The sequence below is a fragment of the uncultured Pseudoalteromonas sp. genome (assembly GCF_963922945.1).
Classification (GTDB): domain Bacteria; phylum Pseudomonadota; class Gammaproteobacteria; order Enterobacterales; family Alteromonadaceae; genus Pseudoalteromonas.
The window spans coordinates 1-12,760 of the sequence record NZ_CAWUKC010000102.1 but is presented as its reverse complement, the minus strand read 5'-3'; the positions used below and the strand labels follow the sequence as shown (position 1 = coordinate 12,760).

General features: G+C 42.4%; 11 protein-coding genes and 1 pseudogene. 11 read left to right on the top strand and 1 reads right to left on the bottom strand.

Annotation, left to right across the window (positions count from 1 at the left end; genetic code table 11):
* A pseudogene (locus tag AABI99_RS16200) lies at positions 1-347 on the bottom strand (signal recognition particle-docking protein FtsY); the annotation flags it as partial.
* A 228-nt stretch (positions 348-575) separates the two neighbouring features.
* On the opposite strand from AABI99_RS16200, the gene rsmD reads away from it, so the two are divergent.
* The 11 genes from rsmD (at position 576) to purD (ending at position 12,414) form a co-directional block, all read left to right on the top strand.
* Positions 576-1,181 (top strand): 16S rRNA (guanine(966)-N(2))-methyltransferase RsmD, encoded by a 606-nt coding sequence (rsmD, locus tag AABI99_RS16195; RefSeq protein ID WP_338367118.1) that lies wholly within the window; start codon positions 576-578, stop codon positions 1,179-1,181.
* Between the two features lie 145 nt (positions 1,182-1,326).
* Complete coding sequence (gene rpsU / locus AABI99_RS16190; RefSeq protein WP_002957797.1) at positions 1,327-1,542, top strand: 30S ribosomal protein S21; 216 nt, start codon at positions 1,327-1,329, stop codon at positions 1,540-1,542.
* A 20-nt stretch (positions 1,543-1,562) separates the two neighbouring features.
* A complete protein-coding gene (locus tag AABI99_RS16185; protein WP_338367117.1) occupies positions 1,563-2,009 on the top strand; it encodes a GatB/YqeY domain-containing protein in 447 nt (148 codons plus the stop codon).
* A 175-nt stretch (positions 2,010-2,184) separates the two neighbouring features.
* Positions 2,185-3,936 (top strand): DNA primase, encoded by a 1,752-nt coding sequence (dnaG, locus tag AABI99_RS16180; RefSeq protein ID WP_338367116.1) that lies wholly within the window; start codon positions 2,185-2,187, stop codon positions 3,934-3,936.
* Positions 3,937-4,060: 124 nt separating this feature from the next.
* Entirely contained in the window at positions 4,061-5,905 is a 1,845-nt protein-coding gene (gene rpoD, locus AABI99_RS16175) for an RNA polymerase sigma factor RpoD (RefSeq protein WP_338367115.1), read from the top strand.
* A gap of 66 nt (positions 5,906-5,971) precedes the next feature.
* A complete protein-coding gene (gene prmA / locus AABI99_RS16170) occupies positions 5,972-6,853 on the top strand; it encodes a 50S ribosomal protein L11 methyltransferase (protein ID WP_338367114.1) in 882 nt (293 codons plus the stop codon).
* A 283-nt stretch (positions 6,854-7,136) separates the two neighbouring features.
* Entirely contained in the window at positions 7,137-8,108 is a 972-nt protein-coding gene (gene dusB / locus AABI99_RS16165) for a tRNA dihydrouridine synthase DusB (RefSeq protein WP_338367119.1), read from the top strand.
* Positions 8,109-8,127: 19 nt separating this feature from the next.
* Positions 8,128-8,418 carry a DNA-binding transcriptional regulator Fis gene (gene fis, locus AABI99_RS16160; protein WP_002957804.1) on the top strand — a complete coding sequence of 97 codons (291 nt, stop codon included), beginning with the start codon at positions 8,128-8,130 and terminating at the stop codon, positions 8,416-8,418.
* Positions 8,419-8,608: 190 nt separating this feature from the next.
* Entirely contained in the window at positions 8,609-10,195 is a 1,587-nt protein-coding gene (purH, locus tag AABI99_RS16155) for a bifunctional phosphoribosylaminoimidazolecarboxamide formyltransferase/IMP cyclohydrolase (protein ID WP_338367113.1), read from the top strand.
* A 97-nt stretch (positions 10,196-10,292) separates the two neighbouring features.
* Entirely contained in the window at positions 10,293-11,114 is an 822-nt protein-coding gene (locus tag AABI99_RS16150) for a methyltransferase (protein ID WP_338367112.1), read from the top strand.
* Between the two features lie 16 nt (positions 11,115-11,130).
* Positions 11,131-12,414, top strand: a complete 1,284-nt coding sequence (gene purD, locus AABI99_RS16145) for a phosphoribosylamine--glycine ligase (RefSeq protein WP_338367111.1) — start codon at positions 11,131-11,133, stop codon at positions 12,412-12,414.
* Positions 12,415-12,760: the final 346 nt, after the last annotated feature.

Sequence of the window (12,760 nt, the reverse complement as noted above, 5' to 3'; positions counted from 1 at the left end):
TGTTCTTGAGCAATACGCTCTTGTTCTAAACGTTCAGCTTCGGCCTCTGCAGCAATACGCTCTTGCTCTAAGCGCATTTGCGCTTCTTGCTCTGCTAAACGTGCAGCGTGTGCTTGTTGTTGCGCCTGTGCCTCAGCTTGCTCTTTTGCAAGCAACTCAGCGTTCGCTTTTTCAATCGCCAAACGCTCTTCTTGTGCTTTTTCAGCAGCGATACGCGCTTGTTCTTCACGCTCCGCCTCGGCCTTTTCTGCCGCTAAGCGCTCAGCTTCTTGTTGCTGAGCTAATGCCTGTTGTTTATCAGCTTCTGCTTGTTTTTTATCTGACTTACCAAAACCGAGCCAAGACATGAATTTACTTTTTTTTGCCATACTTGCTAATAACCACTTATAAAAATCTGATAAACTAAAATTTGAAATAGCTTAGTGTGGCTCAGCAAAGCATGCCGGCCAAACAACCGTTCAAAACGTAAGTGCTAAATAATAACACTTTTAGTGCGGTTGAAAAATGAAGCTAAACGTAAACTACGCACAATATTATCTGAGCTAGATCCCATATACCATTTTTTAGTGACTTAAATGAGAAAAAAAACAACGAAAAATAAAGCAATTAGCAAATCTTCTGGCGGCTTTATTAGAGTAATCAGCGGGCAATTTCGAGGCCGTAAACTACCGGTAAAAAATGTAGAAGGACTACGCCCAACAGCAGATCGCATCAAAGAAACCGTATTTAACTGGTTAATGCAAGATACCCGTGATGCAGCCGTACTAGATTGCTTTGCAGGCTCAGGTGGGCTCGGCTTTGAAGCGCTCTCACGCTTTGCTCAAAGTACCACTTTTATAGAATTAGATACCTCAGCGGCACAACAAATTGAGCAAAACATAAGTATGTTAGCGCTTAAAAATGCACAGGTAAAAAACACTAATTCACTTTCCTATTTAGCGCAAAAGAATACAAATTCACCATTTGATTTAGTTTTTGTTGACCCACCATTTCGTAAAAATTTAGCGCAAAGCAGTTGTGACCTACTAGAAAATAACCAATGGCTTAGCGACGATGCCCTGATTTATGTTGAAGTAGAAAGTGAGCTAAGTGACTTTTTAGCCCCTAACAACTGGTTGTTATTAAAAGAAAAAAAATCAGGACAAGTATTCTGTAGGCTGTACCAACGCCAATTAAATTAACACTATTTAAGCTGCTGCATTTCTGTTAATATTATACTTTACATGTGGTGTTGCTTCGGATTACAATACCGCACCATTTTTGAACCACTTGATCAATGTTTGATCAACTTGAGCAACGCTCATAATTTAGGTAGGTGAATTTTTAATGCCAGTAATTAAAGTAAGAGAGAACGAACCGTTTGACGTAGCACTTCGTCGCTTCAAGCGTTCATGTGAAAAAGCAGGTATCCTTTCAGAAGTTCGTCGTCGCGAGCACTATGAAAAGCCAACAGCTGAGCGTAAGCGTAAAAAAGCTGCAGCGGTTAAGCGTCACATGAAGAAGCTTTCTCGCGATAACGCACGTCGCGTTAAATTATACTAATCGTATTTGGTCTTGTATAAATGAGCCTTTTAATAACGCTAAAAGATGCGCAAAAAGATGCGATGAAAGCAAAAGACAAACAACGTCTTAACCCTATTCGCATGGTACTTGCCGCAATCAAACAACGTGAGATTGATGAGCAAATAACACTAGATGATGCAGGTATAACCTCTGTTATAGTGAAGCTTGTTAAACAACGTCGTGATTCTTACACTCAGTACAAAGATGCTGGGCGTGATGATTTAGCCGAAGTTGAAGCCAGTGAAATTGCAGCACTAGAGACTTTTTTACCTCAACAATTGAGTGAAGAAGAAATTGTTGCTCTCATTGATGCGGCTATTGCTGACACTAATGCAGCAGGTATGCAAGACATGGGTAAAGTAATGGGTATAATCAAAAGCAAAGCCGAAGGACGTGCCGATATGGGCAAGCTTTCTGGCTTAATAAAGCAACGGTTAACAGCCTAATACTCCCACATACACACAGTATGATTAAAGCAAACCGAGCCTAGTGCTCGGTTTCTTCGTTTTTAAGGTGAGTATGCTTAGACTAGGCATCACTTTAAATACACTTCACTCTTTTATAAATGCGCGCATTGTGTTGAAATTAAACCTCACCAATTGTTAGGACTACTTACGAAGCATGGCTGGAAAGATCCCACGAAATTTTATTGACGATTTACTCGCCAGAACAGATATTGTAGAGCTAATAGACTCTAAAGTGGGTCTTAAAAAGGCAGGTAAAGATTACCAAGCTTGCTGCCCTTTTCACAACGAAAAATCTCCCTCGTTTACTGTTTCTCAAGATAAGCAGTTTTATCATTGCTTTGGCTGTGGGGCCAATGGCAACGCAATTTCGTTTGTAATGGAATACGACAAGCTTGAATTTGTTGATGCTATAGAGGAGCTAGCAAGCCTTTTAAACTTGGACGTTCCTCGAGAAAAAGGTAACAACTCAGCCCCAGAGCGAACAGCTGCGCAAAAGCGTTCTGATTACGATTTAATGCTACACACAGCGCGTTTTTATCAACATCAATTAAAGCATCATAGCAACTCATCTGCAGTGATTGATTATGTAAAAGGGCGTGGTTTAAGTGGCGAAACTGTTAAAAAGTTTATGATTGGTTATGCCCCTAGCGAATGGGAAGCGCTTTGCCAGCAACTTGGCCGAACTAAAGAACAAAAAGAACAGCTGGTCGAGCTTAAGCTCGCCTCAGAAAAAACCCCAGGCAGACAGTTTGATTTTTTCCGCGATCGATTAATGTTCCCGATACGCGATAAACGCGGCCGTGTAATTGCGTTTGGTGGGCGAGTAATGCAAGCTGACCAAGGACCTAAATACCTTAACTCACCTGAGACCCGCATTTTTCACAAAGGGTTTGAGCTATATGGTCTTTATGAGGCAAAACAAGCGCATAAAAAACTTGAGCATATTCTGATAGTAGAAGGCTATATGGATGTTGTTGCACTTGCTGAGCAAGGTATTGAATATGCCGTGGCCGCACTTGGCACCGCAACAACGAGCGAGCATATGCATACGCTGTTTAGAACCACTGATAAAGTTATTTGTTGTTATGATGGTGACAGAGCTGGGCGCGACGCTGCATGGCGAGCACTAGAAAATGCCCTACCCTATTTAACCGATGGCAAAGCATTACACTTTGTATTTTTACCTGACGGTGAAGACCCTGATTCACTGGTTCAGCAAGAAGGTAAAACACAGTTTGAGCAACGCTTAAGCCAAGCAGACGATTTTACTAAGGTAATGTTCAATAAGCTTAGTCAAGAGGTCGATTTGACTCTCGATTCAGGCAAAGCAAAACTTTTAAGTGCCGCATTACCATTAATTGAAAAAATCCCCAGTGAGTTTTACCAAGAAAATATTTTAGAACAATTAGGGAGATTAATCGGTCGGACACGCGAACAACTTAATAGCCGCTTAAAAACACCTAAGCAACAACACGCTGTTGAGAGAAAATTTAAAATTACTCCGATGCGTCAGGCTATTGGTATTTTAATTCAGCACCCTGAATTAGCTAAAAGCGTACCTTACTTGCCAGAGCTTGCGCAAATGAATATAGCCGGCATAGGCTTGTTATTGCGCTTACAAGAGCGTGCCCTGCAAAAAGACAATACAAACACAGCCATGCTACTTGAATCATTTCGTGATACAGACGATTACGAGCCGCTGATGAAGCTTGCCACATGGCAGCATCAAATTAGTGATGAGCGCTTAGAGACTGTTTTTCAAAATACTTTTAAATTTATTGAAGATCAGTGTTTAAATTATCGACTCGAGACCCTATTAATAAAGGACAAGACACAGGGCTTATCAAGCGACGAAAAACTCGAATGTCATTTACTTATGACAGCGCTAAAAGCGAGTAATGGCTAGTCAGACTTGATTTAAACTGTTATACTGTGCTATTCACTGCGTCACATTATTTAAGTTGGTTAAACCACTAACTCTATGATGGCGCCTGTTGTATCAACTTATCAGAGTGGAAGAAACAATCTCTATGGATCCAACTCCTCAGTCACAATTAAAACTTCTGATTCAAAAAGGTAAAGAGCAAGGCTACTTAACTTTTGCTGAAGTAAATGATCACCTTCCACAAGACATCATCGACTCAGATCAAGTAGAAGATATCATTAGCATGATTAATGACATGGGTATCAAGGTTAGCGAAAACGCACCTGATGCTGATGAATTAATGATGCAAGAAACCACGACAGACGAAGACGCAGCAGAAGCTGCTGCTGCAGCCCTTGCAACTGTAGAAAAAGAAATTGGCCGTACTACTGACCCTGTTCGCATGTACATGCGTGAAATGGGTACTGTTGAGCTTCTTACCCGTGAAGGCGAAATTGTAATCGCTAAGCGTATCGAAGAAGGTATCAACCAAGTACAAATTTCTGTTGCTGAGTATCCAGAAGCAATCACTTACTTACTTGAACAGTGGGATAAGTTTGAAGCTGAAGAAATGCGCTTAAGCGACATTATCTCAGGCTTTTTCGACCCTAACGAAGACGAAGCACAAATCTCTGCAACTCACATCGGTTCAGAATTGAGCGAAGATCAGCTTGATGAAGACGATGATGAAGATGAGAGCGACAGCGATGACGAAGATGATGAAGAAGTAGATACAGGCCCAGATCCAGAAGAGGCCCGTGTTCACTTTGAAAACTTGCGTGATCTTTATCTAAAAGCGCGTGCAACCTTTGATGAAAAAGGTCGTTCACACCCAGATTCTCAAGCTGCTATTTTTGAAATTGGCGAGCTTTTTAGAACCTTTAAATTAGTACCGAAACAGTTTGACCGCATGGTAAATAACATGCGCGAAATGATGGATAGAGTGCGTGTGCAAGAACGCCTTATCATGAAACAAGCGGTACAGATTGCCAAGCTACCTAAAAAAACGTTCATTAAGCATTTTGCTAATAACGAAACTGACACAGCATGGCTAGATTTAGAAATTGCTGCTAACGAAAAGCACTCAGCTAAACTTGAGCAAGTTAAGCCTGAAATTATTCGTTGCATTCAAAAGCTATGTGTAATCGAAGAAAGCACAGGCTTAAGCATTGAGCGTATTAAAGACATTAACCGCCGTATGAGCATTGGTGAAGCAAAAGCGCGCCGTGCCAAAAAAGAAATGGTTGAAGCTAACTTACGTCTTGTAATCTCAATTGCTAAAAAATACACAAACCGTGGTTTACAGTTCTTGGATTTAATCCAAGAAGGTAACATTGGTTTGATGAAAGCGGTCGATAAATTTGAATACCGCCGTGGTTATAAGTTTTCTACTTATGCTACGTGGTGGATTCGCCAAGCGATTACCCGCTCAATTGCTGACCAAGCAAGAACAATCCGTATTCCGGTACATATGATAGAAACGATTAATAAACTTAATCGCATATCTCGTCAAATGTTACAAGAAATGGGTCGTGAGCCAAATCCTGAAGAATTAGCTGAGCGCATGATGATGCCTGAGGATAAAATCCGTAAGGTACTTAAAATTGCCAAAGAGCCAATTTCGATGGAAACACCAATCGGTGATGATGAAGATTCGCACTTAGGTGACTTTATCGAAGATACCACTATTGATTCGCCAATCGACTCGGCAACAATGGAATCTCTTCGTGGCGCAACAAACGATGTACTAGCAGGCCTTACAGCCCGTGAAGCCAAAGTACTACGCATGCGTTTTGGTATTGATATGAATACCGACCACACCTTAGAAGAAGTTGGTAAACAATTTGACGTAACACGTGAGCGTATTCGTCAAATAGAAGCGAAAGCACTGCGCAAATTACGCCACCCTTCTCGCTCTGATTTACTGAAAAGCTTTTTAGACGCTAAGTAATTTAGCGCTTTATATAAACTAAAAAGGCCGCTGTAGCGGCCTTTTTTCTATTTAAAGGAAACCACTATGGCTTGGATCCAAATTCGTATCAATGCCAATGCAGCTACTGCAGATGCGGTCAGTGATTTGTTAATGGAAGCAGGCAGCGCTTCTGTTACTTTTATTGACGCAAAAGACACGCCTATTTATGAGCCTAAAATTGGCACAGTTGAATTTTGGGCTGACACGACGGTCATTGGCCTTTTTGAAGCCAATCACGACATGAATGACGTGATTGCGTTATTAAAGCGTCATGATGAGATTAAAGACTCACTCGTATATAAAATTGAGCAGCTAGAAGATAAAGATTGGGAGCGTGAGTGGATGGATAACTTTCATCCTATCCAGTTTGGTGAAAAGCTATGGATATGCCCAAGCTGGCGCGATATTCCAGACCCTGAGGCCGTTAATGTACTCCTTGACCCAGGTCTTGCATTCGGCACAGGTACGCACGCTACTACAGCACTGTGCCTAAAGTGGCTTGAAGGCCAGGACTTACGGGGTAAAACTGTGGTTGATTTTGGTTGTGGCTCAGGCATTTTGGGCATTGCAGCCATCAAGCTAGGCGCAGAGCGTATGATTGGTATTGATATTGACCCGCAAGCGCTAGAAGCAAGTTTAGATAATGCACAGCGCAACGGTGTAGCCGATAAGCTTGAGGTGTACCTACCAGAAAACCAACCTGAATTTAGTGCTGATATAGTGGTTGCTAATATTTTAGCGCAACCACTGCGTGAGCTTCACAGTGTAATTTTAGGGTTACTTAAACCAGATGGCAAAATTGCTATGTCGGGTATATTAGAAGAGCAAGCCCAATCGGTTGCTGATATTTACGCGCCGTTTATTGAACTTGATGATATTGCCATCGAAGGCGATTGGACTCGAGTAAGTGGTATAAAAAAGAGCTAGTTTTACCACACTAATAAATTTAGAGTTTTAACTCAAAACTTGCATGTAAAGCCTGTATTTAACAGGCTTTACTATTTTTTTACAGTTTAAAAATACTTAGTCAAAAAGTAGTAAAAATATTTTTTGCTTAAATTTCAAACAAATCAAGCCACTTGTCATGCGGTTATCAAAAGTCAATACGAAAAGTGCAAAAAAAAGTCACTTTTGTTCAATTTATAGCCTTTGATTTTTGCTAAAAAAACCGTAAACTTAGCGCCCCTTGAAAAGAGGCCTATTGAATACAGTGCGTATCGGTTCATACCAACTTGAGAATAAAGTAATAGTCGCGCCAATGGCAGGTATTACAGACAGACCATTTAGACAGCTTTGCCGCCGCTTAGGCGCAGGTTTAGCCGTGTCTGAAATGTTATCGTCAAACCCGAAGGTTTGGAAGACTGAAAAATCGATGAACCGTATGGATCACAGCGGTGAGTCGGGTATACGCGCGGTGCAAATTGCAGGAGCTGATCCTGAGCTTATGGCGCAGGCCGCACAATTCAATGTTGCTAACGGGGCACAGATCATAGATATCAATATGGGGTGCCCAGCAAAAAAAGTGAACAAGAAGCTCGCAGGCTCTGCATTATTACAGTTTCCTGAACTTGTGGAAGAGATCGTTGATGCAGTGGTAAACGCTGTTGATACACCGGTCACGCTTAAAATCCGTACTGGATGGGATCAGGACAACCGTAATGGTGTAGAGATTGCGAGAATAGCTGAACGTTATGGCATTTCATCACTTGCCGTACATGGGCGAACACGCGCGTGTATGTACAAAGGTGAAGCAGAATATGCCACGATTAGGGATATAAAACGTTCAGTGTCGATACCTGTGGTTGCTAATGGCGATATTACATCACCAGAAAAGGCAAAGCAGGTTTTGGACTACACGGGTGCAGATGCCATCATGATCGGCCGAGCCGCCCAAGGTCGCCCTTGGATATTTAGGGAGATAGACCACTATTTGCGAACTGGAGAACATTTACCAGCACCCACTATTTCTGAGGTGCAAAGTATTTTAATGGAGCATTTAGATAACCTCCATGCGTTTTACGGTGAGCCAATGGGAGCGCGAATCGCTCGCAAACATGTATCTTGGTATTTGCAAGCCCATGACAGTGATGGTCAGTTTAGGCGAGTATTTAATGCGCTCGACAACCCACAAGCACAGGTTGACGCATTAACGCAATACTTTAAAACACTAGCAGCTAACTAAGAAAGAAAGAGATTAAATAATGTTCGAACAAAACGTGACTTCTCCATTTATCACAAACCCTCATGTTCAGTCACACGAGAAACCGCAGCCATTGCGTGATGCAGTAAAAAAAGCTGTTCACCACTATTTAAAACAGCTTAACGGTCAAGATGTGCAAGACGTTTACGATCTTGTTCTTTCAGAACTAGAAGCGCCATTACTTGAAGAAGTAATGACATACACACGTGGTAACCAAACTCGTGCAGCGATCTTACTAGGTATCAACCGCGGTACTTTACGTAAAAAGCTTAAAAAATACGGCATGAACTAATAATAAGTTGTGAAAACCACAGCTAATTATTTTAAAAAGCACCTTTGGGTGCTTTTTTTATACCTGTAATTTATTAACCAAATTGCAAAATGCTCACGCTTATTGATGCTTTATAAGTCGTCTTTTTTGGCGTAATCAGTTAAAATGCCCGCTTCTAAGCTAGCTCATTAACTGAGGAAATCAAACTACAATGGATACTCATCGTCCCATTCGTCGCGCACTTTTAAGTGTGTCTGATAAAACCGGTATTGTTGAATTCGCCCGCGCACTTGAAGCGCAAGGTGTAGAACTTTTATCAACTGGCGGTACCTGTAAACTCCTTGCTGATAACGGCATAAAAGTGACTGAAGTGTCAGATCACACAGGGCATCCTGAAATTATGGATGGTCGCGTAAAAACTCTTCACCCTAAAATTCACGGCGGTATTTTAGCGCGTCGCGGACAAGATGAAGACGTAATGGCAGATAACAACATCTCTGCTATCGATATTGTTGTAGTTAACTTATACCCCTTTGCGAACACTGTCGCTCAAGAAAACTGCAGCCTCGAAGATGCTATCGAAAACATTGATATTGGCGGCCCAACCATGGTGCGCGCAGCAGCTAAAAACCACAAAGATGTAACAATTGTGGTAAATGCAAACGACTATGACCGCGTTATTAACGAAATGCAAAACAACAATGGCTCTACCACATATAAAACACGTTTTGACTTAGCCATTGCTGCGTATGAGCACACAGCTCAATACGATGGCATGATTGCAAACTACTTTGGCAAAATGGTACCTGATTACACAGAAGAAGCCGTTGAAGACACTAAATTCCCTCGCACTATCAATATGCAGTTTACTAAAAAGCAAGATATGCGTTACGGTGAAAACTCGCATCAAGATGCCGCCTTTTACGTTGAAAACGATGTGCAAGAAGCCTCTGTTGCAACAGCTACTCAATTACAAGGTAAAGCGTTGTCATTTAACAACATTGCAGATACCGATGCTGCACTTGAATGTGTTAAAGAATTTGATGTACCAGCCTGTGTTATTGTTAAACATGCTAATCCGTGTGGCGTGTCAATTGGCGAAGATATTCTTAGCGCTTACGACCGCGCTTTTAAAACAGATCCAACCTCAGCATTTGGTGGCATTATTGCTTTTAACCGTGAGCTTGACGCTGAAACAGCACAAGCCATTGTTGAGCGCCAATTTGTTGAAGTAATTATTGCTCCTAGCGTTTCAAGCGACGCTGCAAAAATTGTTGAAGCCAAGAAGAACGTACGACTATTAGCGTGTGGACAATGGAGTGGCAATACAACCGGCCACGATATTAAACGCGTCAACGGCGGTATATTAGTACAAGATCGCGATTTGGGCATGGTAACGCAAGGCGATTTAAAAGTGGTATCTAAGCGCCAGCCTTCAGAGCAAGAATTTAAAGATTTACTATTTTGTTGGAAAGTTGCCAAGTTTGTTAAATCAAACGCTATTGTATATGCCCGTGATGGTATGACGATAGGTGTAGGCGCAGGCCAAATGAGCCGTGTTTACTCAGCTAAAATTGCCGGTATCAAAGCCGCTGATGAAAACCTGGAAGTACCAGGCTCTGTTATGGCATCGGATGCGTTCTTCCCATTCCGTGATGGTATAGATGCAGCCGCAGAGGCGGGGATAACCGCAGTTATTCAGCCAGGTGGCTCAATGCGCGATGAGGAAGTTATTGCTGCTGCTGACGAAGCTGGTATGGCAATGGTATTTACCGGCATGCGTCACTTCCGCCACTAATCACACAAAGGGTTAAACACAACGTTTAGCCCTTTTTGTTTGCAAACAATTCACGTATTCTGGGTAAAAACCCATCTATAATGTTAAGGAACAAACGATGAAATTTGCACTAAAGTCACTACTCGTTGCCTCGCTTGCGCTTACATCAACTATGGCACTTAGCCATAATCATGAGTCAAGCCTAAGCCAAGCTGTTCAATCAAGTGAGCGTAGCGCTAAAAATAGCGCCCGCGATGAATACCGCCACCCTGAACAAACACTGGCATTTTTTGGTTTTAAACCAACAATGACTGTGGTTGAAATTGCGCCAGGCGGTGGGTGGTACAGTGAAATATTAGCTCCCGCACTTAAAGAGCAAGGCCTATATTACGCTGCGCATTTTCCGAGTGATTCATCGGTGGGATATTACCAACGCTCATTGGCCAACTTTAAGAAAAAAGTGGCTGAAGATGAGCGTTTTAGCAAAGTAAAAATTTCTGAGTTTGCCCCGTTAACGCACACCGATATTGCCCCTGCTGGCACTGCCGACATGGTATTGACCTTTCGCAATGTACATAACTGGTACATGGGTAAAGACACAGAAGGCGCGCTGAGTGCATTTAAGTCTTTTTATAAAGCGTTAAAACCAGGTGGCATATTAGGTGTAGTAGAACATCGCCTAGATGAAAGCCGTGCTGATGAGGATCAAAAATCAACAGGCTACATGAAACAAAGTTACGTCATCGATTTAGCTAAAAAAGCTGGGTTTGAATTAGTTGCAAGCAGTGAGATTAACGCCAATCCAAAAGATACAGCTGATCACCCTAAAGGGGTATGGACGCTACCACCTAGCTTACGCCTTGGCGAACAAGATGCCGATAAATACAAAGCTATTGGTGAAAGCGACCGTATGACGCTGAAATTTAAAAAACCGCTTTAAATAGGAATATTTCGCCATGAATGTATTAGTCATTGGCAGCGGCGGCCGCGAACACGCACTTGCGTTTAAAGCCGCTCAAAACACGAAAGTAAACACGGTATTTGTAGCACCAGGTAATGCTGGTACTGCACTAGAGCCAAAACTAGAAAACGTTGCAATTAACGTTGAAGACTTAGATGGCTTATTAAGCTTTGCACAACAAAACAATGTAGAGCTCACTATTGTTGGCCCTGAAGTACCGCTTGTATTAGGTGTTGTAGATAAGTTCCGTGAACACGGCTTAGCTATTTTTGGCCCAACAGCTGGTGCAGCACAGCTAGAAGGCTCTAAGTCGTTTACTAAAGACTTTTTAGCTCGCCATGCCATCCCAACCGCTGATTACCAAACGTTTGAGCAAATTGACCCTGCCCTTGCTTATTTAAAAGAAAAAGGCGCGCCAATTGTAATAAAAGCAGATGGTCTCGCTGCAGGTAAAGGTGTAATTGTGGCAATGAACGAGCGCGAAGCAGAAGACGCTATTCGCGATATGCTTGCCGGTAATGCGTTTGGCGAAGCTGGTAGCCGCGTCGTGATCGAAGAGTTTTTAGAGGGTGAAGAAGCCTCTTTTATTGTTATGGTTGATGGTAAAAACATTTTACCATTTGCAACAAGCCAAGATCATAAGCGTGCATACAATGGCGATGAAGGTCCAAATACTGGTGGTATGGGCGCGTATTCACCAGCACCTGTAGTAACCGACGAAATCCACCAGCGCATTATGAACGAAGTAATCGTTCCTACCGTTAAAGGTATGGCAAGCGAAGGCCATCCTTACACTGGCTTTTTATACGCTGGTTTAATGATAGATGCTCAAGGCACGCCTAAAGTGATTGAGTACAACTGTCGTTTTGGTGATCCTGAAACGCAGCCTATGATGCTTCGTCTTAAATCAGACTTAGTTGAACTCATTGAAGCGGCTAACCGCGAAGAGCTAGATAAAACAACCATTGAGTTTGACCCGCGCGCAGCCGTAGGTGTTGTACTTGCCGCTAAAGGTTACCCAGGTAATTACCCTAAAGGTGATACAATATCTGGCCTTCAAGTTAACTACCCTGATGATGAAAAAGTATTTCATGCAGGTACTAAGCAAGATGGCGAAAACGTTGTTACCGCAGGTGGGCGTGTATTGTGTGCAACGGCACTTGGCAATACCGTTACCGAGGCACAGCAACGTGCATACGAGCTGATAAAACAAATTAGCTGGGAAGGTATGGAGTACCGCACCGATATTGCTTATAGAGCGATTGCTCGCGAGCAGTAGCCTGTAACTAAATTATTGGTTTAACTTAGGGCCTGTTTATCTTTCGAGATTAAATTTGCAGCAGTGTGTTTGGTATTTAGGCAAGGCAGCGCCTATGTAGTGTGGTTATTCCCCATAAATAGGCGATAACGCAGTATAAATACCAAACACGCGCTGCACGAAGGTTCGTCCTAGGGACGATTAACTCTTTGTTGCTCGGTTTTTACTTAGCCCACTAGGTTACAAACCTCGCGCCGCGATTAAATCGTCCCTAGTTAGAACAAATTTTAATCCTGAAGGATAAGCAGGCCCTAGGGCCTGTTTATCTTTCGAGATTAAATTTGCAGCAGTGTGTTTGGTATTTAGG